The following is a 23,341-nucleotide window of genomic DNA, read 5'->3' on the forward strand; positions in this document are numbered from 1 at the left end:
AGCTACCCACATTACCCATCAGGAGTGACGTGAATGGATGACGTGAAGATCGGCGAGATTCTGTCTCCCGCCGGCCCCCACGAGGAGAGCCGCCGCTCGGAAAGCGTGCGCCGGAAGTTCTGGAGTACGGCGAAGAAAGCCGCGCGTCAGATTCCCTTCATGGAAGAGCTGGCAGCCGCCTATTTCTGCGCGCTGGACCGAGAGACGCCTGCCCGCGTGCGCGGCATCCTGATCGCGGCACTTTTCTATTTCGTACTGCCCTTCGACACGATTCCTGATTTCCTCGCCGCCCTCGGCTTTACCGACGATGTGGCCGTTCTGGCGGCCGCACTTACCGCCGTGCGTTCGCACATTACGCCCGCCCATCGCGAGGCTGCGCGGCGCGCGCTGAAAGACCCGCCCGAATAGCCTTCCCGCCGGAGAGGCCCCGAAGCGGGTCAAACTCTTGCCTTTTTCGTTCGATTCAACGGTTTCGGGTGTTGCCCGTTACCGGGCAGGCCGCTTCATCTTTCTTGATGTCTCAAAGAAAGGTCTCGGGGTGGGGAAATCCTGGTCGGCATCATCCTTTGGTAACCAAAATTAAATAGAAATGAAGCAATCGGGTCGAGCCTGATGGCTTTCGTAGTCTCATTTCAGGCAGAGGAAACGGTCAGACAATGCACGCTTTCATCTCGTCGCTTCTACTGCTGATTACGGTCATTGCCGCCGGGCCGGCCTTTGCGCAGGCCACCGCTGTGGGACAGCATCGCGACTGGGGCACTTACAGCTACCGGTCCGACAACGGCAAGGTCTGCTACGTGATGAGCGTGCCGAAGCAGAAGGAACCGGCGAATCTGGATCATGGCGACATCTTCTTCTTCGTCAGCCAGAAGCCCGGGCAGAACGTAGCCTACGAGCCGCAATTCATCGCCGCCTATGACTTCCAGGAAGGGTCGAAGGTGACCGTGACGGTCGGCGACCGGTCCTTCATCATGTTCACGCAGGGCAAGTCGGCCTGGATGGAAAACGCGGCGGAGGAGCCGCAGCTCATCGCAGCCATGAAGGCCGGATCGGACATGAAGGTTTCCGCCGTTTCCAGGCGCGGCAACAATACGAGCTACACTTTCTCCCTGATGGGACTGACGGCAGCGCTCGATTCGATCCAGAGCTGCAAGTGACTGGAGCCTATCCGCTCTCCCAACGTTCCCATACAGCGGTTGAACGCCGGCCGGACACGCCGCCGGCGTGATTTTTTGACCAATCCCGGTACTCCCTTTGCGCGGGCCGGAATTCGCTTTTGTGCCCATCAGCATTCGACATCCATGCAAAACGGTGGCAGACTGTCCTGACACCGCCTTGGTGCACGGCGGGCGCATTCCGGGCGGTGGTCGAGGAACCCCATGGAGAGCACCCATGTCTCTTGAATCCCATCTTGCAGAGCTGCGGAAGAAGCACGGCGACCTCCAGCGCGAGATCGACGACGCCATGGCGCATCCCTCGGTGGATGCATTCGAAATCGCCCAGCTCAAGCGACGCAAGCTGGCCATCAAGGACGAAATGGAACGGATCAAGGCAGCCAAGGACAGTCAGACCAGGCACTGACTGGCGCAACCGGAGCGCCGCTTAGTTTGGCGCCGGATCCGCCTGCGGCAGCAGGCGGGCCGGAATACGATACGCGCGAGCGTGGCGGAATTACTTCACCGCCGCCGGTTCGGCCTTTTCCGCTGCCGGCTGATCGGCATCCTCGGCATCGGCGCGTGGATCGAGCATCACACTTTGCGGCGTAACGGCCCGCTCTGCCGGAAGCACGGCGAAGGCCTCGCGCTCCTCGACAGGCACGGGCGCCCGGCGCGAGATGCGCAGCGCGGCGTAAACGGCAATGCCCAGATGCGCAGCAGCCGTCACGAGGAAGAGGCTTTCGGGCCGCAGCCACTCCATCGCGGCGCCTGCAAGCAGCGGCCCCGCCATGGTGCCTGCGCCGTAAAGCAGCAAAAGCCCGCTCGACACCTTGACGAAATCCGTCGACGCGGCGTGGTCGTTCGCATGGGCCACGGCGATGGAATAGAGCGTATAGGCGAGCAGCCCGTACAGGCCGGTCATGATGATGACGATCCAGCCCATGCGCGGCGCCATGACATAGACCGTAAGCCCGATCAGCGCCGCAGCCAGCGCAGCGCCCGCCAGCACGAACCGGCGATCCGTACGGTCGGACAACCGACCCACCGGCATCTGCGCCGCCGCTCCGGCAATCACGGCCATGCTCATCATGACGGCGATCTCAAAGGTGGAAATGCCGATTTCCGCTCCATAGACCGCGCCGAGCGTGCCCCAGGCACCATTCGCCACGCCGATCAGAAAGCATCCGACGACGGAAATCGGCGAATTCGCATAAAGCCCCTTGAGGTCGAGCTTCACGTCCGCCAGCGGCGCGGGGGTTACCGCGGTGGAGACCGCCGTGGGCAGTAGCGCCAGGCAGAAAAGGATGCCGGTCGCCATGAAAAGATACGGCGTCGAGACGTCGCCCAGCACCACCGTCATCTGCCCCGCCATGATGGCAGCATGCGTGACCATCATGTAGAGGCCGAAGACCGTGCCGCGCGTCTCGTTAGTGGAGCGCTCGTTGAGCCAGCTTTCGATGACCATATAGGCGCCGGCCATGGTGAATCCGGTACAGGAGCGCAGAAGAAGCCAGCCCGTCGCATCGATCCACATGCCCGAAACAAGAGCGACGATGGCACCCGAAGAAGCGAAGGCCCCGAAGGCCCGTACATGGCCCACGCGGCGGACGAGCCGCGGCGCCAGGAAGCAGCCCGCAATGAAGCCAGCCGACCAGCCCGTGCCCAACAAGCCGAGCGCGGCGGTGGAAAAACCTTCCACCTGGCCGCGCAGGGGAAGCAGCAACCCGAAAAGCCCTGATCCTGCCAGGAGAAACGCCGTACCGAGGAGCAGCGCAAGAATGGATCCAAAGGAAGAGAGCATGAAGGGCCGAGCCTCTCGAATCGGGCCGTATGGTGGGCCCACCGGCTAAATATCAATTGCGGCGAAAGAGCGCTTCCGCCACTGCCTTGGTGGATCCCCTGGCCCGCAGCTCCCGCTCCAGCCGCTCGGCCTCTTCGCGCAGGAGCACGATGCTTCGTTCCAGTTCCTCCACGGAAAGGGTCGAAATATCCTGTCCGATAGTGTAGCCGGGCGGCCTTGCCGCCACATCGTCCTCCATGGTCCCATTCCGCAAATTCGTTGCAGGATGGACTGAGACAATACATAAGCGACCTACCGTGAGGCAATGTAATTCCTGCTGCCGGCGGTTTATGAAGTATTGCACGCAGCGTTCCCTGGAGAGGTCTCCGCCATGACGCAACAGACGGATCTTCCCGAGACGATGACGGTGGTCGCCATCACGGAGCCTGGCGGGCCTACGGTACTCAAGCCGGAACAGCGGCCCGTGCCCTTACCCGGTGAGGGCGAAATCCTGATCCGGGTCAAGGCGGCAGGCGTGAACCGGCCAGATGTTCACCAGCGCAGAGGCACCTACCCGCCGCCTCCAGGCGCCTCGGATCTGCCCGGGCTGGAGGCGGCCGGGGAGGTCGCAGCTGTCGGCAGCGGCGTGAAACGCTGGCGGATCGGCGACCAGGTGACGGCTCTGACACCCGGCGGCGGCTATGCGCAATATTGTCTCGTGCACGAGAGCAACGCGCTTCCCATTCCGCACGGCTTTACCTTTACAGAGGCCGCCGCCCTGCCCGAGACCTTTTTTACCGTCTGGCACAACGTGTTCGAGCGTGGCGGGCTCAAAGCGGGAGAGACATTGCTGGTTCACGGCGGCTCCTCGGGTATCGGCACGACGGCCATTCAGCTCGCCACCGCCTTCGGCGCTAAGGTGATCGTCACGGCCGGTTCGCCCGAGAAATGCGAGGCCTGTCTGAAGCTGGGTGCCGTCCGCGCCATCAACTACCGGCAGGAGGATTTCGTGCTGGCCGTGAAGGAGGCCACCGGAGGCGCGGGTGCCGATGTGATTCTCGACATGGTGGGCGGCGACTACGTCGACCGCAACTATGCGGCGGCGGCCGAGGACGGGCGGATCGTGCAGATCGCCCTTCTGAGCGGCGCCAAGGCGGAGGCGAATTTCGCCAAGCTGATGATGAAAAGGCTGACCCACACCGGCTCGACCCTGAGGCCACGATCGGTCGCCTTCAAGGCTCGGATCGCTGCGGAGCTTGAAACCCGTGTGTGGCCGCTGCTTGCCTCCCGCAAAATCTCTCCGGTCATGGACATGATCTTTCCGCTGCGCGAAGCCTGGCGGGCCCACCAGCGCATGGAGGCGGGTGCGCATATCGGCAAGATTGTGCTGGACGTGGCATAAGCATGAACCGCGCCTTGCATTCGCTCTTTCAGGGCACCAGTCCGGAGCCGAGCCGGCTAACCGCTTTTGCCGGCAACGGGCTCGACCGCAGGTCGGAAGCGCGGCCGGAAGGCTGCCTTGAGGAAGCGCTCCGGCATGAAAGGGCGCTGGCCTACGCCATCGCGGAAGGCCGGATCGTGCTTGCATCGGAAGGTTCCGCTCCGCAGGCGTTGTTCCGCCTGCGCGATCTTTCCGCTCTCAGGCCCGATCTGGAAAACGCGGTGCTGCTTGGCTATGCGAGGGGCGAGGCGCCGCGGCTGATGGTCCCCGTCAGGGTCGATCCGGAGCAATTGCCGCCTGGCTTGAAGGCGGTCGATTGCCGCTCCCTTTACATGCAGCAGCTTCTGCCAGCAGCGTTGCTCGGCGAGGTGGCGCAGGGTGCAAGCCTCGTCACCTGGAATGCGTCTGCCCGCTTCTGCGGCCGCTGCGGCGGACCGACCCAAGCCGAATGCGGCGGATACCGGCGACGCTGCCGGGCCTGCGCGAAGGAGCTGTTCCCGCGCACGGACCCTGTGGTCATCATGCTTGCGGTGGACGAGCGGACCGATTCCTGCCTGCTCGGGCGCAGCCCGCATTTCCGTTCCGGCATGTTCTCGTGCCTGGCCGGCTTCCTGGAGCCGGGCGAGACGATCGAGGACGCGGTACGCCGCGAAACGCGCGAGGAATCCGGCATCGTTCTCGGCCGCGTTCGCTACCATGCCAGCCAGCCTTGGCCGTTTCCCCACTCGCTGATGATCGGCTGCTACGGCGAGGCGCTGTCGGCGGAGATCCGGTTCGACGGCACCGAGCTCGAAGATTGCCGCTGGTTCTCCCGCGCCCAGGTGGTGGAAATGCTCGAAAACCCGACGGGCGAAGGCGTCTCGGTCCCGCCGGTTGGCAGCATCGCCCACCGGCTCATTTCGGACTGGAGCCGAGGCGAGCTGCCCTAAAGCAGAACCGGACCGCCGCTATCTCTGCCCCGATTCCAGCCAGCGCACGTCCTGCGGGGAAAGTTCTATGCCGAGGGCGCACAGACTATCGTCAAACTCGGAAAGGCGGCGCGGGCCAATGAGCGGCACGACCCGGAAGGGCTGGGCCAACACATAGGCCAGCGCGATGTGAATCGGCCGGCAGCCGAGCCTTCCGGCCAGCTCCACGGCGCGGTCGCGGCGCTCGAAATTTTTCTCCGAGTACCAGCAGCGCACCAGTTCCGCGTTGTCCCGCTTGTCGCGGTCGGCATTCTCGGTGAAGAAACCGCGACCCTGGCTCGACCAGGCGAAATTCGTCACCTGCCGTTCCATGAACCACGCTTTCCACGCATCGTCCGAGGCGGCCACGCAGCCGTCCCAGACCGGGTTTACCATCTCGGCCAGGGAGAAATTGTTGGAAAGCACTGCCGGAGCCGTCTTGCCGGTGCGTTTCGCATAGGCGATCGCGGCATCCATCCGCTCCCGCGTCCAGTTGGAGCCGCCATAAGGACCGCGGATGCGGCCCGCCTGCACCTCCGCATCGATGGCATCCACGAACTCCTCCACCGGCACATCCAAATTGTCCCGGTGCATGAAATAGACGTCGACGTGATCCGTCTGAAGACGGTCGAGGGATTCGGCAAGCTGCCGGCCGATGATCTCGGGATAGGTGAGTGGAGAATGCGCCCCCTTGCCGATGATGACGACCTTGTCGCGCAGGCCACGGCTCTTGAGCCAATCGCCCAGGATGCGCTCGCCGCGCCCCGCATGATAGATCCACGCCGTGTCGAAGGCGTTCCCGCCCCTCTCATAAAAGGCATCGAGCAGAATAGCGGCGCTCGCGAAGGTGGGAAAGTCCTCGAAACCCAGGGCCACGCGCGAGATGGGCTTTTCAAGGCCGGGGATGGTCCCTCGCCCGATCACGTCGGAGCGCCTTTCAAGCTTTTCGCCCTTCAGCGTGCGGACTCTCAGCGCCGGTTTTTCGATTTCGTATTCGAGGCCGGCGTCCGCGCGCCACTTGTCCATGACCTTCAGATTGCCGAGCGTGTCGTCCCAGGTCATGCCGGGCGGGGCGAATTCCTGCCGGCCGGCACGGATGGCTTCCGCAGCTGCATCCGCCTCGAACGCATAGAGATGCCACCCCTCGGTGACGGGAATGGTTTCGCGGGCACCGTCGCCGCGTATGATCTCGATGCAACCCGTCCCGCCTTCGCGCCCCGAGGCGAACCAGAAGTCCTTCACCTCGATCCGCCCCCCAGTGCCGAAGATGCGCAGCACATTGTCCTGTTCCAGCGAGACGGAGCAGGACACTTCGGCTATGAGGCCGCTCGGGAAGCGAAGAACGGCGGAAGCCCATTCATCGACGCCGCTTTTGCCCAAATGGGCCGTTCCCATGACCGTGTCGGGCTCGCTGAAGGGCCGCCCCTCAATCGCCCCCGCGATCAGCCGTGCCATCGAGACGGGATAGCCGCCGACGTCGAGAATACCGCCACCGGCCAGATGATTGGCATAGAGCCGATGTTCGGGGTCGAAGCGCGGCATAGCAAAGCCGAAACTAGACTTGACCATGCGCACCTCGCCAATCGCGCCGTCACGTATGAGCGCGATGAGCTTCGCCGTCTGCGGGTGCTGGCGGTACATATAGCCTTCGCCCAGAAATGTGCCCGCCTTGTTGGCGGCATGGATGACGGCATCCGCCTCGTAGGCCGTGAGCGCCATGGGCTTTTCCACCAGAACATGCTTGCCGGCCCCCGCCGCCCTGATGGCCCATTCGGCGTGCGCCGGGTGCGGCGTGGCAATGTAGACCGCGTCCACGTCCGGATCGGAAAGCAGCGCAGCATAGCCGTGATGCACCCGCGCGCCGGGAAAATGTTCGGCCAGTTCCGGCCTGCCAGGATTGCGTGTGGCGATGGCGGCCAGCGTTCCGGTACGCGAATCGGCTAATCCCTTGGCAAAGGCCCGGGCGATGGTTCCGGGTCCAATGATGCCCCAACGCAGGCGAGCCGTCTCGTTCATCTTCAGGTTCTCGTTCTTCCGGATCCGTCACAGGTGTTCACTGTTCCGGCGAAAGACGCAAGTCCGGAATGGGGCAAGCAGGCCTACTGTGCCGAAGGGCTCAGCCTGATCAGATGTACGAAGCGCGGCGCTCGACTTCCACGCGACCGTCTACGACGCGCGCTCTGAAGACAAAACGGCTGCCATCCCGGTGCAATTGCACGGAAATGATGCCTTCCTCGCTATGCGTCACTTCCGCATAATTGATGACGCCGGCTTCCATCAGTTCGGCGAAGTCGTCTTTGATCTTGCGGTCGAAGATCTTTCGCGCATCCGGCTCGTACATCGTCTCCAGAAGCCTTTTGCGCACCATCCATCTTACGATTGCCAGTGCCTGGCTATTGCTGAACCCCATTACCGTTCCTTTCGGCCCAACCCCATTTTTTCTTTTCCTGATCAATATACGGGGGATTTCTTTGCTTTTCCTTGCGTCGCGTTGTCGCCCGCGTCTTTTCAGCCGAACACCGCCGCTTTCCGGCGGGCGGGGCCATGGAAGATCGCTCCATCAGCATGCATTCCATTTTGTGCTTGCGCCATTTGCGTTTTAGCGAGAAGGCCTTCGCCCCTTTCGAGAAGCTGGTCCACGGCCCACGCTTCCGTCACCACCTGGCCGCCCGCCACATCGCCGGGCACGACGGAGGGGTACTCACCGTCTTTGTCGTAGCAGTTGGCAGGATGGTCGGGATTCGTCCGCAGACGCTCCGGCGGCCCGGCCAGCCGGGTCAGAAGGCTCGTGCCGCGCGCGCAGCCTTTCATGCCTGTTGTGGACGCCACGCGCGGCATTCGGCGCCCCACAACCACCGGGAGCCAGCGATCGCGCCGCACGACCGTGAAGGAACGATCTGGGCGCCGGGGACTGGATAGCGAGCTTCTTCTGGATTCGGCGGCGCGGCGCGTTCGCGCGGCTGCCCCCGCGGGCCATTGCTCAACCTCTCGCTCGATCGCATCGTCCCGCACCATGTGATGACCGGGCTCCGCCGCTGGGAATTCGAGGCAAGAGTCCATGCGGGCTGGTGGTGGGCTGAATCCACAAGCCGGCCCCCACCATCGTGGAGCGATCCTTCGGAGCAGGCGGGCTTGTGGCGACCACATTCCGGCTGACACAGGACGGAATGGGAGAGGACCCCGTGGCCATAACGCTTCTTTCGGCTCTCAACGAAACGGCAGCCGGGGATACGGAGATAGGGGATCGCCTTGGCCCGGCGGGTCCTTCCGTGCAGCCTACAAAGTCTCGCCGAGGCTCGGCCGCACGAAGTCGCCGGTCTCGGCGTCCATCACCCACAGCTCTCCCTCGGAGATGTCGAACCAGGCGCCGTGCAGCGCGAGCCGGCCCTTCTCCTCCAGAATCCGCACGCAGGGAAAAGTGCGCAGGTTTTGGATCTGGTAGCGGATGGAGATGCGCTCCAGCGCCGTCTGTCGCTCGGCCGGCGTCATCAGCGTGTTGCTTGCGACCACTTCGGCAGCGGGCGCAACGAGGCCCATCCACTGGCCGATGAAGTCGCCGGGGGAAAGCGGCTCCGCGGAAGGATTGAGAGCCGCGTGAATGCCGCCGCACCGGCCGTGCCCCATCACCACGATATTCTTCACCTTCAGGCTCTGCACGGCGAATTCGAGCGCGGCCGAGGTGCCGTGGTGGCGGTCGTCCGGCGCGTAAGGCGGAACCAGATTGGCCACGTTGCGCAGCACGAAGAGTTCGCCCGGTCCCGCATCGAAGATGGTCTCGGGGGCGGCCCGTGAATCGCAGCAGGCGATCACCATCGTCTCCGGCGATTGTCCCTCGCGGGCAAGAGAGCGGTAGCGGGCACTTTCGGCCGCATATCGTCCTGCCATGAAGTTGCGATACCCGGCGAGAAGACGAGGTGGAAACGGGGCCATGGGTCGCGAATAAACACTAAGCGGCGCTGCCGCAAGACGCTTTCGTCCTCTGCCCGTCAATTCACATTTGCCGGAAGAAGCCTCGAACGATCAAAGCAGGCGGAACGACGCTGCCTCGTTATCCTCGCACCATCGGCTCGACGCGGGCTTTCACCATCGGCAGAAGCGCAAACCCCAGCATGAAAAGAACCAGGATCGGAGTCACGCCAAGCCGCTGGGCATCATTCGGCGAAAGCGCGAAGGCGCCGCTGGAGAACCAGGCGGTTGCCGCCGCCACCGAGAGCGGCCCGATGAAGGTGGTGGCCTTGCCAGAGAACGCGTAAAGGCCGAATGCTTCCGTCACCTCGGTGCGCGGCACCTGATCCACCAGCAACGTGCGCGAGGCGGCCTGAATCGAGCCGCCTGCAGCGCCGATGAGCGCACCGGCAGCATAGAAAAGCATGTCGGGCAGCCGCGATCCCTCTCCCACTTCGACAAACAGCACCTCCGTGCGGGTGGTGGAGATCACGAGCAGGCTGCACAGAATCAGTATGAGGATGGAGACGTTGACGACGAATTTGGGCCCGTAGGCCTGATCCGCCCGCCCGCCGGCCCAGGCGCCAAGGGCGCCGGTAACATTGGCGAGGATGCCGAAGAGGCCGATCTCCACGATGGACCAGTCCAGGATACCGGCGGCGTAGATGCCGCCGAAGGCATAGAGCGCATTGAGCGCATCGCGGTAGAACATGGAGGCGCCGAGAAAGCTGAAATAACTGCGCTGCGAGGGCAGACGGCGCAGCGTAGCTGCGAGCTGCCTCAGCCCCTGCCGCAGAGCGCCTGATCGGTTGCGGCGGGGCTGGTCCGGCGTGAAGAGGAACATCGGCAGCACGAAGATGATATACCAGAGCGCCGTGAGCGGGCCGGCTGCGCGGTCGCCCTCATGCGTGGCCGGATCGAGGGCGAAGACCGGCTTCAGTCCCGCGAGCGTGAGACCGCTTTCCGGCGAGGCACTCATGAAACCGAGCACGAGCACCAGCGAGACAAGGCCACCCACATAGCCGAGCCCCCAAGCCGAGCCGGAAAGCCGGCCGAGTTCGCTGCGAGGCACGAGGTCCGGCATCATGGCGTTGTTGAAGACGGCGGCGAATTCCATGCCGAAAACAGCAAGCGCGATCGCGATCATCACGAGTGTCAGATCCGCCATGCCCGGCACGGCGAACCAGAGCGCCGCGCAGGACAGGACGCCGATCACGGAAAAGACGAAAACCCATGGCTTGCGCGGGCCGGCCGCATCCGCGATGGCACCCAGAAGCGGCGAGAAGAACGCGATCAGCAGCCCGCCGATCCCCGTCGCCAGCCCCCACAGCTCCTGCCCGCGCGCAGCGTCCGGAGCGACGACGGCCGCAAAATAGGGCGCGAACACGAAAGTGATGATGAGCGTGTGAAAGGGCTGCTGCGCCCAGTCGAACAGCATCCATCCCCAGATACCACGACGGGGCGTGCGTTCCTCGCGGCTTCCGCTCATGGCTTCGCGGGTGGCCGTCAAACGGCGAGGTCCGCCATCAGGCCGGCGGCGACGGACAGCCGCGAAACCGTAATATCGCCGCCATCAGTCAACGCCTGCAGCCGATCGCGCACGCGCACCAAGCGCTCCCCTCCTGCCTCGGCCCAGCGCGCCACCGGGTCGTCTTGGTCGGGCCAGGTGGTGAGGGCCGTGACTGTTATGGCGCGTCTCGCCGCGTCGATCCGGTCCATCGCCTGCGTCAGCGCCAGCCCGTCATAGTAATCCGACGGCGCGATCTGGCCCGCCGCCGCTTCAATGCGGCTCAGCCGGAAGATTTCGCTGACAGTGAAGAATGCGCCGGCGGCCTTGGCGAGGTCGGCCTGCCCCATCTCGGCGGCGAGCATGATGTCGGGCACCAGGAGGGCAACGGGCAGATACGCCAGCCGCTCCGCAAGGGCGGGCGGTACTCCCTGGGCGGCAAGGGCCGCTGCATCCTCCGCGATACCATCCCTCAGGAAAGCAGACAGAACAGAGCCGAGTCGCGGTTGCAGGGCCTCGCGCGCGGCGATGAGCTTACGAATGCGTTCGCCCACGGTCCCCCTGCCCTGCCCGTTCTTCAACTGCCAGGCCGTGGCGTCGAGAATAAGCCGCCAGACGCGCCCATAGAGGGATAGTTGCGCCTTTCCATCGATCCGGTTGTCGAGCGCATCGATGGCGGCGAACAGGGAGCGCAGCTCAAAGCCGTCGCGCACCACCGCGTAGGCCTCGACGATCTCATAGGCGGGCCGGCCGGTCATGTCCTGCAGCCGGGTGACGAAAGCGGGGCCGCCCCGGTCGATCACGTCGTTTGCGAGTTCCGTGGCGATGATTTCGCGGCGCAGCCGGTGCGCGCGGATTTCCGGCGCGTGTTTCTGCTGCATCTCAGCGGGGAAATAGGCGAACAGATCGGCCTCGAAATGCGGCTCGTCCGGCAGCGGGCTTGCCACCAGCTCATCGAACAGCACGAGCTTCGCATAGGCAAGAAGCACGCCGATTTCCGGCCTCGTCAGCGCCTCGCCACGCGCCTGCCGCTCCGCGAGCGCTTCGGGGCCGGGCAGAAACTCCACCGCGCGATCGAGGTGACCCTGGCTTTCGAACAGCGCCATCATGCGCGCCTGATGCGGCAATTCGGAAAGGCCGCGATCCTCCACCATCGAGATGGCGAGCGTCTGACGGTAGTTGTTCCTGAGGACGAGCGCGGCCACCTCTTCCGTCATCGCCGCCAAAAGTTTGTTGCGCGCGTGCCGCGATAGCTTGCCCGAACGCATGGCGGAAGCCAGCGCGATCTTGATGTTGACCTCGAGGTCGGACGAGTTGACGCCTGCCGAATTGTCGATGGCATCGGAGTTGCAGCGCCCGCCCTTGAGGCTGAACTCAATGCGCCCGCGCTGGGTCATCCCCAGATTGGCACCCTCGCCCACTACCTTGGCACGGATCTCGGCCCCTGTGATTCGGATCACATCATTGGCGCGGTCGCCCACCTCCTGGTCGGTTTCGCCGGAAGCGCGCACATAGGTGCCGATGCCGCCGAACCACAGAAGGTCGACAGGCGCCTTTAGGATCGCGCGCATGATTTCGGCCGGCGATGCCGTAGTGCTCTCCAGCCCGATAGCCTCGGCGGCTTCCCTGCTAAGGGTGATCTGTTTCGTGGAGCGGGAAACGATGATGCCCCCTTTCGACAGCTTTGCCCTGTCATAATCCTGCCAGCTCGAGCGCCCCATCTCGAAGAGCCGCTTACGCTCGGCAAAGGAGACAGCTGGATCCGGATCGGGATCGATAAAGATGTCGCGATGGTCGAAAGCAGCTATGAGCCTGGTGCAAGGCGACCGCAGCATGCCGTTGCCGAATACGTCGCCCGACATGTCGCCGACGCCCACGGCGGTGAAGGGCTCATTCTGGATATCGCGGTTCATTTCACGGAAATGCCGCTTCACCGCCTCCCACGCGCCGCGCGCCGTGATACCCATCTTCTTGTGGTCGTATCCGGCCGACCCGCCGGAGGCGAAGGCGTCATCCAGCCAGAAGCCGTGACGCTGGCTGATTTCATTCGCCGTGTCGGAGAAGGTAGCAGTGCCCTTGTCGGCGGCGACCACCAGATAGGGGTCGTCCACATCGTGGCGCACCACGCGTTCGGGCGGGATGACCTCCTCTCCCTCAAGATTGTCGGTGACCGACAGAAGCGCGGAAATGAAGTTGATATAAGCGCGTCTACCCGCCTCGAAAACCTCCTGACGGCTGCCCCCTTTCGGAAGCTGGCGCGGATAGAAACCGCCCTTTGCCCCGACGGGAACGATCACGCTGTTCTTCACTTGCTGCGCCTTGACAAGCCCCAGCACCTCGGTGCGATAGTCCTGCGCCCGGTCGGACCAGCGCAAACCCCCGCGTGCGATGGGGCCATAGCGCAGGTGCACGCCCTCGACCTCCGGCCCATAAACGAAGATCTCGCGCCAGGGGCGCGGCTGCGGCAGGCCGTCGATGGCCCGCGAGTCGAGCTTCAGAGCAAGCGACGCACCGCCGGCAAAATGGTTGGTGCGCAGCGTCGCTTTGAGAAGGTTGAGGAAGCGGCGGATGATGGTGTCGTCATCGATGCTAGGCACATTCTCCAGCGCGTCCGTGATCTCCTTCTCGATCCGCTGCGCCTCCGCCTCCATGGCATCGCGATCCCGCGAGGGATCGAAGCGCGCCATGAACAATTCCAGGAGCTTCGCAGCGATCTGCGGATAGCGATTGAGCGTATCGGAAATGAAGCCCTGGCTTTGCGGAATGCCGGCCTGGTGCAGAAAACGGCTGTAAGCTCGCAGTACGGCGATTTCCGAGGCCCTCAGCCCTGCCCGATGCGCCAGAGCGTTGAGCCTGTCATTGTCACGCTCTCCGCGCCAAACGGACAGAAAGACGTCATCAAACAGGGCGCCTCCATCGGAAAGATCGATGGCGGAGCCGAAGGCGCTTTCCAGCTCCATGTCGTGCAGGAAGACCCGCCCGCCGTCCGGTAGACCGATCTCGAACGTCCGCTCGGCGATGACCCGGAAGCCCATGTTCTCCAGAAGCGGAACCCGCCGACTGAGCACCACCGGCGCGCCGAAGTGATAGATCTTCAGCGCCGCCTGCGTCTCGTCCTGTTCCGGATGGCGATGAAAATCGATGACGATGGGATTGCCGTCCGACAGGGTAGCGATCCGGCTCGCGTCGAGAAGTGCCGTGTGCGGCTCGAAGCTGTTGCGATAGCCCTCGTCGAAGCGCGCAGCGATGGCTCTCACCTCGTCAGGCGCGCCCTCATCCTCGGCCGCCTCACGCAGGGCATCGTCCCAGGTGCGCACGATGTTGCGCACGGCGGCTTCCAGCTCCTCCGTCTCGATGCGCGGCGTGCGCCCGCCCGAGCGGCCGATGATGAAATGCACGCGCGCGAGCGCCCCCTCGGGAAATGCCGGGTAGTAGGCAGACAGACGCCCCTCAAATACGGTTTTCAGGTAATCGCCTATTTTGGCGCGCACGCGCGAATCATAGCGGTCGCGCGGCACGAAGACGATGACCGAAACAAAGCGGTCGAACTGGTCGATGCGGTAGAGCACGCGCACGCGCGGCCGGTCGCCCAGCGCCAGTATCGCCTCGGCGTGCTTGCGCAGCCGGGGCACGCCGATCTGGAACAGCTCGTCGCGCGGATAGGATTCAAGCACATTGATGAGCGCCTTGCCCGAATGATCTGTGGGCGCGAAGCCCGAACGGGCAAGCACTGCCTGCGCCTTTGCGCGCAGATAGGGAATCTTGAAGACCGAGCGCGTGTAGGCCGTGGAGGTGAAAAGGCCCACGATGCGCAGTTCGCCCGCTAGCTTGCCTTCCTCGCTGAAGGACTTGACCCCGATGTAGTCGAGATAGGCGCGGCGATGGACGACGGATTTAGCGTTCGCCTTGGTGACGATGAGCGGCTCCGGCCCATGCAGGAACGCGCGGATTTCCGGCGTGGTCCCCGCCGTTTCGTCGCTGCGCCGCAGCACGCGCACCTCGGGAAAGGCGAGAATGCCCAGGCCCTTGCTGTCGGTGCGCTCGAGCGTGCCGTTTTTCTCGCCGCCCACATAGCGCATCTCGCGCATGCCGAGGAAGGTGAAGTTGTCGTCACGAAGCCACTCGAGGAACGCGATGGCCTCGGCCACCGATTCGCTCTCGAGCGGGATGGGAGCATAGCGCAGCCGCGTGATCTCCTGGTCGAGGCGGGCCAGCATCGGTTTCCAGTCGCTGACGGCGGCGCGCACCTGCGCCAGGATGTGAGCCAGCCGCTCCTTAAGCGCAGTGCATTCCCCGGGCGACATGCGTGGCAGATGGATGTGGATGAGACTGACCTTCTCCGCGGCGCGCGAGGTTTTCGCCGCGCCGTCCCCGACGATCTCGTCGACGCCCGACGTTCCATGACGCACCAGCAGCACGGGGTGCAGCACCAGCGTGGGCTCCGCCCCGCGCTCGGTGATCTCCCCCAGCACCGAATCGAAAAGAAAGGGCATGTTGTCGTTGACGATGGTGACGGTCGAGGCCGCGCGGCCGCCGTGCTCGATGCCCGAAACGCTCTCGACCTCGATGATGCACTCACCCGGCTGGTGCTTCTTCAGCGCCGCCAGCGCAAGCTCCGCCGCCCGTTCCAGCGCCTTGGGCTCGTAGCCCTGAAGGTCTTCCGCTGGAGCACGCAGAATCATGAGCTCCCGCAGGCGCTCGGCTTCGGATGCCTTGGACGCTTGGACCCTCGGCGCTTTAAGTGCTTTCACCTTGGAGCTCATGCTGGACTACCCCTCCGACGATCCTCTCTATCGTATGCCGGTGAGCCTGGCTTGACGACCCTCAAAGGCATCACTGCCAGAGCGGGTCCGCTCATCCCCGGAAAAGGTGTAATAATCATGGCCACCCGTCAGCGCAGGACCACGATGCGGGTTTTGCGGCCAAGCAGCAGCAGAAGCCGCGCCATGGCGCGCGGGGAAACCGCGATGCAGCCCGCCGTCGGCTCCATGCCGGAGCCATTCGCCGCGCCGGGACGCGCGATATGCAGGAAAATGGCGCTGCCCCCGTTGCGCCGGCGCGGCAGCACATTCCAGTCCAGCACGACGCAGATGTCATAAAGCTGATCCTGGCGCATCATTTCTTCATATCGGCTGCGATAGGGCAGCCGCACCGGTCGGTTGTAGTTGCGGTCCTGCGGCAGATCGCACCAGCCGAGATTTGGACGCACGGGAAGCGCGGGAAGCCGCACCGGCCCGATTCCCCATGGTCTTCGCTCCCTCCTGTAAAGGATCGCGAGCGGTCGCAGCACGGCAAGCGGCGTGGCGCCATCACCTTCGCGCTTCAAGGCGCTCGTTCCGCTGCGCCCGAGCGCGCAGGGCAGAACGCCGGCACCAGTACTGATAAGGCCCTGCGTCCGCTTTCCGGGTCGGGCTCGCACCACGATAAGGCTTGCTCCGCGGCCAGTTTTGGACGACGACATTTTCCGCGGACGTTTTTGGAGTATAGTCGCAGCAGGGTTCAAAGGAGCGGTCGAGGCTTTCATAGTCGGCTCATCATGCGTAGATGAGACGTTCCGCGAAAACAGGGGCGGGGTCAACGTGATTGGACGGATTGGAAGATGACGCCACGCACCATCCTGATTGTGGACGATGACGAGGACCTGCGCGCCACGCTGATCGAGCAGCTCGCGCTCTATGAGGAATTCGACCTTCTCCAGGAAGACACCGCTGCCAAGGGTATCCAGGCCGCGCGGAATTCTATGGTAGACCTTGTAATCATGGATGTCGGCCTGCCCGACATGGACGGCCGCGAGGCGGTCAAGATCCTGCGCAAGGGCGGCTATCGCGCCCCCATCATCATGCTGACGGCTCAGGATACCGATTCGGACACCATTCTGGGCCTTGAGGCCGGCGCCAACGACTATGTGACGAAACCGTTCCGCTTCGCGGTGCTTCTGGCGCGCATCCGCGCGCAGTTGCGGCAGCATGAGCAGAGCGAGGACGCCAAGTTCACCGTCGGCCCCTACACTTTCAAGCCGAGTCAAAAGCTTCTCATCGACCAGCGCGGCAGCAAGATCCGCCTGACGGAGAAGGAAGCTGCCATCATCAAATATCTCTACCGCGCCGAGCAGAAGGTCGTTACGCGCGACGTTCTGCTGGAAGAGGTATGGGGCTACAATTCCGGCGTGACCACGCACACGCTGGAGACTCATGTCTACCGCCTGAGACAGAAGATCGAGCGTGATCCTTCCAAAGCCGAAATACTTGTGACAGAAAGCGGCGGATACAAGCTCGTTCCCTGATTGATTCTCCGGGAGGTTGGGGGGCCTCCCACGCCTGGGGCAACGAGCCGGGGACGGACCGCACATGGCGCTGGACGACGACATTCGTATTCTGTCCGGCGTGAGACTCTTTGAGGGCTTCACGCGCGAGCAGTTACGCCTTATGGCCTTTGGCGCCGAGACGATCTCGCTCGCTGCCGGACGCAAGCTCTATTCAGAAGGGGCACCCGCCGACTGCGCCTTTGTCGTGGCCGCGGGGGAGGTGGCACTTTACCGGCAGGAGAATGCCCGGCGCAAAGTCATTTCCGTGCACGGGCCCGGCGCGATCCTGGGCGAGCTGGCGCTGATCGCCGAAACGGAACGGCTCACCAGCGCCATGGCGCACACGGAGGTGAAGGTCATCCGCCTGAGCCGCTCCATGTTCCATCGCATTCTGGAAGAATTTCCAGAGGCGGCGATCATCCTACGCCGGCGCATAGCTGAGGACTTGCAGGCGATGTTGGCTCGCATGCAGGCAGTAACAGAGAAGCTGGGGCGCTGACCCGACCTCAAGGAAAAGCGGATACCGGCTTTCCATCCGGAAGCGGCCGCCGGCGATGCGCATGGACGCATTTGAAAAGGCCGGCACGGGGGCCGGCCTTTTCGGGTGTTGCCCGAGAGCTTGTGGTTCTGGCGCAATTCCAAAAAGCGGATGGCGATTTCCGTCAGGAAATGCGCAAGATAAATAGTTTGGAAAAGCTGAAAGAGACTTTAAGCCTCTTTCGGCTCCAGCACCTGCCGGCCGCGATACATGCCGGTCTTCAGGTCTATGTGGTGCGGACGGCGCAGCTCGCCGGAATCCTTGTCTTCCACATAGGCAGGTCTCTTGAGCGCATCGGCAGAACGGCGCATCCCCCGCTTAGACGGCGTCGTTTTTCTTTTCGGTACAGCCATTGTATTCTCCGGTATCCGGTCAAGACCCTTGCGGCCCTTAGAGGGAACACCGCAATCCGGCCGATCTGAATTCGGGGCCGCCTATACACGGGAACAGGCCGTTTGACCAGTGGGAGCGGCGATTTTTCGCGCTGCAACGCGCTATTCGTCGCGCTCAGCCTCAATCCCGTAGCTTTCGAGCAGTTCCGGATCGATCAATCCCGCATGCAGCATAAGGAGGATGATCCGGGCGTCTCAATCGCCGCCTCCATCCGTGCGGCAAGGGCGGCAAGCCTGCCAGCCCATGATGGCGGACAAATTCCTGCTCTCCCAGCACGCAGAACGCCATCATTGCGCCCACGGGCCGGTAGGAGGCAGACGGCGGTTCCCCGTCGCCCCCTTCAACCATCAGGCGGACGGCGGCAAGCTTGACGACTTCCGGTACAGTCGCGGCGACAAGTCCGGCCTGATTGAACGCCGCATCGGGAAGGCGCAGGTCTTCGGACCGCCGAACGGGTGAAGAAAGCCGATCGAGGAGCCACGCTTCACCATCGGCAGCCCCTCATTCCAGGCACCCCACATAGGCGCCCGCCCGGCGCGCACGCGTCTCGATGATGGAGGCAAGGCGGTTGAGGCCCGCAGACGGCTTCGCCGGGTTGCGCACATGCGGATTGGGCAGCGTGACGGCGAGCAGAGCCGCCTGCCGCCGCGAGAGGCTTTTTGCAGGCCTGCCGAAATAATGCTGCGCCGCAGCCTCCGCGCCATAGATGCCCGGCCCCCATTCCACGATGTTGAGATAGATTTCCATGATCCGGCGCTTAGACATCATGGCGTCAAAATAGATGGCGAGCGGCAGCTCCAGCGCCTTGCGGATGTAGGACCGGCTGGACCATAGGAATAAATTCTTTACCGTCTGCATAGGGATCGTGGAGGCGCCGCGCGGGCGCTCTCCTGACAGAGCATCGTTAACGACGGCGCGAAACTCCCCAAGATCCACGCCGTGATGGAAGCAGAACTGGCCGTCCTCAGCCATCATCACCGCATGCACGACTGCGCTGCCCATCTCTTCAAGCGGCGTCCAGCGCCGGTCATAGCCCCGGAAAGTGACGAGATCGGCCAGCATGAGCGTGGAGACCGGGTGCACCGACGGCGCACGATAGAGAAACGTGAGGCCCAAGGGCAGCAGGGCGAGAACGAGAAACATGGCGACGAGGCGCCGCAGCCAGCGCCGGATGAGCAAGCGACCGCGCCGCCGCGAAGCCTTGCGCCGCGGTTCCGCACGCTTTTCCGCTTCCACCACCGGTACCCGCACACCATTCTCCGGTCATTCTTCCTCCCGGAATACCGGGAGCCGCAGGGACTCGCAATGCCGAAGGCATCCGGCCTTGACGGTGACGGCGAATGGGGCCATCGCTCGGCCATGCAAGAGATGACACCGCTTTCCTTCGATGAACTGCTCGCCGTGCATGCCGGTGCGGTCGAGGATCTGCTTCGCAATCTGCTCGACGAACGCCCACGCGAAGGCGAAATCGCTCGCCCGGAGCGCCTGCTCGCGGCCATGCGCCATGGCGCGTTGAACGGCGGCAAGCGGCTGAGGCCGTTCCTTCTCATCGAGAGCGCCCGGTTGTTCGGGGCGCAAGGCGAAGCAGTTCTGCGCGTTGCGGCGGCACTCGAATGCGTGCACTGCTATTCGCTGATCCACGACGATCTGCCGGCGATGGACGATGACGACCTGCGCCGCGGACAGCCGACGGTGCACAGGGCGTTTGACGAAGCGACGGCGATCCTCGCCGGCGACAGCTTGCTCACCTATGCCTTCGACATCATCGCCGATGAGGCGACCGCGTTGCCCGCGTCTACGCGGCTGGAGATCGTGCTGCGGCTCGCCCGGGCGGCCGGCATCGGCGGCATGGCCGGCGGCCAGGCGCTTGATCTGGAGGCTGAAAAGGCTCCCCCGGGCGAGGAGGGCATCGTACGACTCCAGGCCATGAAGACCGGAGCGCTGATCCGTTTTGCCTGCGAGGCGGGCGCCCTTGCCGGCGGGGCAAGCCCGGTCCACCGCGAAAGGCTGGTCGCATTCGGCGAGGCGATCGGGCTTGCCTTCCAGCTTGCCGACGACCTCCTGGACCTGACGGCAAGCTCCGAAACGATGGGCAAGGCGACGGGCAAGGATGCGGCCGCCGGAAAGGCAACGCTCGCCGGATTGCATGGAGAGGATTGGGCCCGCAAACAACTCGAAGGGCTCATTACCCAGGCCGAGGAACTGCTGGAGCCTTTCGGCGAGAAAGCGGACATTCTGCGCGAGGCCGCCCGCTTCGTCGCTCGGCGTCAGCACTGACGCATTAGGCGGTTTGGCGGAACCGGCACTGGCCGCCCCTTGTTTCGGCGGACGGGCTCAGCATATCGTGGGATAATCAGGGCCCTTCAAAGGCAGGTGACATGGCCGGGACATTCGTCATCGCACAGGGCGGCGGCCCCACCGCCGTCATAAACCAGACCCTTGCTGGCGCGGCGCTGAAAATTAGCCGGCGTTATCCTGGCGCCCGCGTTCTTGGCGCGCTTCACGGCGTGCGCGGCGTGCGCGACGGGCGGTTCGTCACTCTGTCGGATCTTTCCGAAGCCGAGCTGCGGGCAATCGCGTCCACGCCGGGCGCTGCCCTCGGCTCGACGCGCGACAAGCCTGACGCCGCCTATTGCGACCTAATCCTGAAAGGTCTCAGGGCCGTGGGTGCAGACGCCTTCATCTATATCGGCGGCAACGACACCGCCGGCACGCAGGAGATACTGGCCGAGGCCTCAGGGGGGCGCATCGTCTGCGTGCATGCGCCCAAGACCATAGACAACGACCTCGTGGAGAACGACCACACGCCGGGATTCATCTCGGCGGCCGAATTCGTGGCGGGCGCGTTCCTGAGCGTGGACCTGGACTTCCGCGCGCTGCCCGGCATCTATGTCGGGATCGTGATGGGACGTCATGCGGGCTTCCTGACGGCCTCGGCTGCCGCCTGGTCGCTCGATGAAGGCGGCGCACCGCACCTCGTCTATGTCCCTGAACGGCCTTTCGAGCGCAGCCGCTTTATCGAGGACATCCGTGCAACGCTTGCCCGTCACAGGCGCTGCATCATCGCCATGTCGGAAGGCGTGTCGGGGCCGGACGGCAGGTCGCTGGTAGAGACGCTGGTTCCGCCGGAGATGCTGGAGCGCGACCCGCACGGCAATATCCGCCTTTCCGGCAGCGATCTCGCCCAGGCCGTGGAGCGGATTCTGGCTGAAGACCTGCCGGGAAAGCGGGCGCGGGTGGATACGTTCGGCTATCTGCCGCGTGGCAATGTCGCCACCGTCAACACCACCGATGCAAAGGAGGCCTTCGAGGCGGGCGCGTTCGCCGTCGAGGCGGTCGAGCGAGGAGGCGGCTCGGTCACCCTGCAATTCGACGGCGAGAAGACCGTTTACGGACTCGTGCCGCTTGCGGCGGTGGCGGGCAAGACACGCCATATGCCTGAGCATTTTCTCGTACCCGACGAAAACAGGCTGTCGGACGCGTGCCTCAGCTATCTCGCCCGCCTTCTGCCACGCAAATATGCGGTGGCCAGACCTTTCGTCTGAGCGATTAGCGGGCAGAACCACCGTCGCCGCGATGCCGCGCGGGAGCCTCACCGGAAAGAACCATCGGCGCGAAGCCGAGCGGAGCGAATCGTGTCCCTCCAGCGGGACGCCTGGCGAGATAATCGTCACGCATGCCGAGAAGCAGCTTGTCGAGTGATACTTGAACGAACTTCATGGGAGCCTCCAATACCGGGCATGATGTGTGTTACCCGCGATATAGGTGGTCCCCGCCCTTTCAGCCAATGGACTTTGCGTCACAGGGACTTGAACGAAATTCAAGTGCTGGCGGCGAGCTGCTCCAGCCATCGGGTAACGCGCCGCGCCGCAGCCGTGGCGGCAATGCCGGCCGGACGGCAGAGATAATAGGCGGCGCCGCTCGGATCGGACGTACCGAACGGCGCGACCAGTTTTCCGCTTGCAAGCCGGTCATCGATGAGTAGCGTCCGGCCGATCGCCACTCCCAGGCGGGCAGCGCCAGCCGCACGACCTTTCGGCCATGACCGCCCGCATCGCTTCGGTCGCTTCCTCGATGCGGCGGATCACCGGGTCGATCTCCTCCAGATAGCGCTGTCCCGCGGGCGTGAGCCTCGCGCCACCGCCCGTCCGGTCGGACAGCGCCACGTGCAGAAACTCCGCCAGGCGCCGCACTTGGTGGCTTACAGCCGATTCGGTTATGCCAAGGGCTTCCGCCGCATCGCGAAAACGGTCATAGCTGGCAGCGGCGTGAAAGGCGCGCAGGGCCGCGAAAGGCGGCAGACGTGGTCGGTCTGGCATGAGGCGAGGATGACAGCGGCATGAGACGATTTCAAGCGAGAGAGGAAGGCCGGCCATGATCATCGGCTTCGATATCGGCGGCACCACGATCAAGGGAGCGGCGGTATCGTCCCTTGATGCGGTAGGGCCGGTGCGGCGCCTTCCGACCCCGGGTAATGATTTTGAAGCCTTCGCGGCCGCGCTACGCAGCGTGATCGCCGAAAACGAGACTAAGCCGAATTGTGTAGCCATCGCCATTGCCGGTGTCATTGACCCCGACTCACGCCGGGCGATCTGCGCAAACATCCCCTGCGTCCACGGCCGCACGATCGAAGCCGATCTCGAAAAGGCTTTGGGGCTGCCCGTCGTCATCGCCAACGATGCAGACTGTTTCGCGCTGGCCGAGGCGGTGGCGGGGGCCGGGCGCGGCCACCCCATCGTGTTCGGCACGATTCTCGGAACCGGGGTTGGCGGTGGGCTTGTAGCCCGCGGCAAGCTGATAAACGCGAGCGGCGGCTTTGCCGGCGAGTGGGGTCACGGTCCCGTCGCGGCAATGCTTGCGGGCGATCCGCCGGTCGCCATCCCGCGTCTGCGTTGCGGCTGCGGCCTGGAAGGATGTCTGGACGCCACCGTGAGCGCGCGCGGCATGGAGCGCCTGCACGCCCATCTGCACAACGGCGCGGTGCTTACCGCCGAGGCCATTCTTGCAGCCTGGCAGGCAGGCGACACAGACGCCACCCGCACGATCGGCGTTTTTGTCGATATCCTCGCCTCGCCGCTCGCCATGGTGGTCAACGTCACCGGCGCGACCATTGTGCCTGTTGGCGGCGGGTTGTCCAATTCCGAAGCGCTTGTGGCGGAGGTCGACAGGGCAGTGCGGGCGCGGGTTCTGCGCCGTTTCGAGCGGCCGCTCGTCGTCCGCGGAGCCTGCCGGATTGAGCCCGGGCTGATCGGCGCCGCAATCCTCGGCCTTGAGCGGGCTGGCCACGCGCTGCGCACGGCTTGATGCTGTGCGCGGTTGTTCCTCAATC

The 23,341-nt window shown here is 64.2% G+C and carries 25 protein-coding genes; 11 read left to right on the forward strand and 14 right to left on the reverse strand.

The window, feature by feature from the left end; translation table 11 throughout:
* Window positions 1–33: 33 nt before the first annotated feature.
* The 3 genes from NYR54_RS02160 (at window position 34) to NYR54_RS02170 (ending at window position 1,581) form a co-directional block, all read left to right on the forward strand.
* Window positions 34–408 (forward strand): YkvA family protein, encoded by a 375-nt coding sequence (locus NYR54_RS02160; RefSeq protein ID WP_261513785.1) that lies wholly within the window; start codon window positions 34–36, stop codon window positions 406–408.
* A gap of 248 nt (window positions 409–656) precedes the next feature.
* Entirely contained in the window at window positions 657–1,157 is a 501-nt protein-coding gene (locus NYR54_RS02165; protein ID WP_261513786.1) for an invasion associated locus B family protein, read from the forward strand.
* Between the two features lie 235 nt (window positions 1,158–1,392).
* Window positions 1,393–1,581 carry a YdcH family protein gene (locus NYR54_RS02170; RefSeq protein WP_261513787.1) on the forward strand — a complete coding sequence of 63 codons (189 nt, stop codon included), beginning with the start codon at window positions 1,393–1,395 and terminating at the stop codon, window positions 1,579–1,581.
* A gap of 90 nt (window positions 1,582–1,671) precedes the next feature.
* Here NYR54_RS02170 and NYR54_RS02175 read toward each other — a convergent pair whose 3' ends face one another.
* Both NYR54_RS02175 and NYR54_RS02180 read right to left on the reverse strand, forming a co-directional pair.
* Window positions 1,672–2,958: an MFS transporter gene (locus tag NYR54_RS02175; protein WP_261513789.1), complete on the reverse strand. Its 1,287-nt coding sequence runs from the start codon at window positions 2,956–2,958 to the stop codon at window positions 1,672–1,674.
* A gap of 52 nt (window positions 2,959–3,010) precedes the next feature.
* The gene (locus NYR54_RS02180; protein ID WP_261513790.1) at window positions 3,011–3,196 is read right to left on the reverse strand and encodes a DUF1192 domain-containing protein; all 186 of its coding nucleotides are present in this window, start codon (window positions 3,194–3,196) and stop codon (window positions 3,011–3,013) included.
* 132 nt (window positions 3,197–3,328) lie between these two features.
* Here NYR54_RS02180 and NYR54_RS02185 point away from each other — a divergent pair, with 132 nt between their 5' ends.
* Window positions 3,329–4,339, forward strand: a complete 1,011-nt coding sequence (locus NYR54_RS02185) for an NAD(P)H-quinone oxidoreductase (protein WP_261513791.1) — start codon at window positions 3,329–3,331, stop codon at window positions 4,337–4,339.
* A 2-nt stretch (window positions 4,340–4,341) separates the two neighbouring features.
* Window positions 4,342–5,307 (forward strand): NAD(+) diphosphatase, encoded by a 966-nt coding sequence (gene nudC / locus NYR54_RS02190; protein ID WP_261513792.1) that lies wholly within the window; start codon window positions 4,342–4,344, stop codon window positions 5,305–5,307.
* 18 nt (window positions 5,308–5,325) lie between these two features.
* On the opposite strand, the gene NYR54_RS02195 is transcribed toward nudC, so the two are convergent.
* The 7 genes from NYR54_RS02195 to NYR54_RS02225 form a co-directional block, all read right to left on the reverse strand.
* On the reverse strand, window positions 5,326–7,341 hold the full coding sequence (locus NYR54_RS02195; RefSeq protein ID WP_261513793.1) for an aldo/keto reductase: 2,016 nt from the start codon (window positions 7,339–7,341) through the stop codon (window positions 5,326–5,328).
* A gap of 109 nt (window positions 7,342–7,450) precedes the next feature.
* Complete coding sequence (locus NYR54_RS02200; protein WP_261513794.1) at window positions 7,451–7,735, reverse strand: hypothetical protein; 285 nt, start codon at window positions 7,733–7,735, stop codon at window positions 7,451–7,453.
* Between the two features lie 98 nt (window positions 7,736–7,833).
* Window positions 7,834–8,154 (reverse strand): hypothetical protein, encoded by a 321-nt coding sequence (locus NYR54_RS02205; protein WP_261513795.1) that lies wholly within the window; start codon window positions 8,152–8,154, stop codon window positions 7,834–7,836.
* Window positions 8,155–8,601: 447 nt separating this feature from the next.
* On the reverse strand, window positions 8,602–9,255 hold the full coding sequence (locus tag NYR54_RS02210) for a carbonic anhydrase (protein WP_261513796.1): 654 nt from the start codon (window positions 9,253–9,255) through the stop codon (window positions 8,602–8,604).
* Window positions 9,256–9,373: 118 nt separating this feature from the next.
* Window positions 9,374–10,759 carry an MFS transporter gene (locus NYR54_RS02215; protein ID WP_261514065.1) on the reverse strand — a complete coding sequence of 462 codons (1,386 nt, stop codon included), beginning with the start codon at window positions 10,757–10,759 and terminating at the stop codon, window positions 9,374–9,376.
* A 17-nt stretch (window positions 10,760–10,776) separates the two neighbouring features.
* Window positions 10,777–15,540: an NAD-glutamate dehydrogenase gene (locus tag NYR54_RS02220; RefSeq protein WP_261513797.1), complete on the reverse strand. Its 4,764-nt coding sequence runs from the start codon at window positions 15,538–15,540 to the stop codon at window positions 10,777–10,779.
* Window positions 15,541–15,668: 128 nt separating this feature from the next.
* On the reverse strand, window positions 15,669–16,238 hold the full coding sequence (locus tag NYR54_RS02225) for a L,D-transpeptidase family protein (protein WP_261513798.1): 570 nt from the start codon (window positions 16,236–16,238) through the stop codon (window positions 15,669–15,671).
* Window positions 16,239–16,376: 138 nt separating this feature from the next.
* Between NYR54_RS02225 and NYR54_RS02230 the strand changes: the two genes are divergently transcribed.
* Window positions 16,377–17,060, forward strand: a complete 684-nt coding sequence (locus NYR54_RS02230) for a response regulator transcription factor (protein WP_261513799.1) — start codon at window positions 16,377–16,379, stop codon at window positions 17,058–17,060.
* Between the two features lie 64 nt (window positions 17,061–17,124).
* A complete protein-coding gene (locus NYR54_RS02235; RefSeq protein WP_261513800.1) occupies window positions 17,125–17,580 on the forward strand; it encodes a cyclic nucleotide-binding domain-containing protein in 456 nt (151 codons plus the stop codon).
* 209 nt (window positions 17,581–17,789) lie between these two features.
* Here NYR54_RS02235 and rpmF read toward each other — a convergent pair whose 3' ends face one another.
* The gene (gene rpmF, locus NYR54_RS02240) at window positions 17,790–17,972 is read right to left on the reverse strand and encodes a 50S ribosomal protein L32 (protein WP_261513801.1); all 183 of its coding nucleotides are present in this window, start codon (window positions 17,970–17,972) and stop codon (window positions 17,790–17,792) included.
* 286 nt (window positions 17,973–18,258) lie between these two features.
* Here rpmF and NYR54_RS02245 point away from each other — a divergent pair, with 286 nt between their 5' ends.
* Window positions 18,259–18,471, forward strand: a complete 213-nt coding sequence (locus tag NYR54_RS02245; RefSeq protein WP_261513802.1) for a hypothetical protein — start codon at window positions 18,259–18,261, stop codon at window positions 18,469–18,471.
* 42 nt (window positions 18,472–18,513) lie between these two features.
* On the opposite strand, the gene mtgA is transcribed toward NYR54_RS02245, so the two are convergent.
* Entirely contained in the window at window positions 18,514–19,263 is a 750-nt protein-coding gene (mtgA, locus tag NYR54_RS02250; RefSeq protein ID WP_261513803.1) for a monofunctional biosynthetic peptidoglycan transglycosylase, read from the reverse strand.
* Window positions 19,264–19,371: 108 nt separating this feature from the next.
* Here mtgA and NYR54_RS02255 point away from each other — a divergent pair, with 108 nt between their 5' ends.
* Both NYR54_RS02255 and NYR54_RS02260 read left to right on the forward strand, forming a co-directional pair.
* Complete coding sequence (locus NYR54_RS02255) at window positions 19,372–20,289, forward strand: polyprenyl synthetase family protein (protein ID WP_261514067.1); 918 nt, start codon at window positions 19,372–19,374, stop codon at window positions 20,287–20,289.
* A 101-nt stretch (window positions 20,290–20,390) separates the two neighbouring features.
* Window positions 20,391–21,557: a diphosphate--fructose-6-phosphate 1-phosphotransferase gene (locus NYR54_RS02260; protein ID WP_261513804.1), complete on the forward strand. Its 1,167-nt coding sequence runs from the start codon at window positions 20,391–20,393 to the stop codon at window positions 21,555–21,557.
* A gap of 4 nt (window positions 21,558–21,561) precedes the next feature.
* On the opposite strand, the gene NYR54_RS02265 is transcribed toward NYR54_RS02260, so the two are convergent.
* The 3 genes from NYR54_RS02265 to NYR54_RS02275 form a co-directional block, all read right to left on the reverse strand.
* Window positions 21,562–21,732 (reverse strand): hypothetical protein, encoded by a 171-nt coding sequence (locus NYR54_RS02265; RefSeq protein ID WP_261513805.1) that lies wholly within the window; start codon window positions 21,730–21,732, stop codon window positions 21,562–21,564.
* Window positions 21,733–21,832: 100 nt separating this feature from the next.
* Complete coding sequence (locus tag NYR54_RS02270; protein ID WP_261513806.1) at window positions 21,833–22,015, reverse strand: hypothetical protein; 183 nt, start codon at window positions 22,013–22,015, stop codon at window positions 21,833–21,835.
* Window positions 21,984–22,388 (reverse strand): LysR family transcriptional regulator, encoded by a 405-nt coding sequence (locus NYR54_RS02275; RefSeq protein ID WP_261513807.1) that lies wholly within the window; start codon window positions 22,386–22,388, stop codon window positions 21,984–21,986. The genes NYR54_RS02270 and NYR54_RS02275 overlap by 32 nt, the downstream gene beginning before the upstream one ends.
* Here NYR54_RS02275 and NYR54_RS02280 point away from each other — a divergent pair.
* A complete protein-coding gene (locus NYR54_RS02280) occupies window positions 22,387–23,316 on the forward strand; it encodes an ROK family protein (protein WP_261513809.1) in 930 nt (309 codons plus the stop codon). The two genes, NYR54_RS02275 and NYR54_RS02280, sit on opposite strands and share 2 nt — an antisense overlap.
* The last annotated feature ends 25 nt before the right edge of the window (window positions 23,317–23,341 follow it).

The organism is Chelativorans petroleitrophicus, from assembly GCF_025398195.1.
Lineage (GTDB): Bacteria > Pseudomonadota > Alphaproteobacteria > Rhizobiales > Rhizobiaceae > Chelativorans > Chelativorans petroleitrophicus.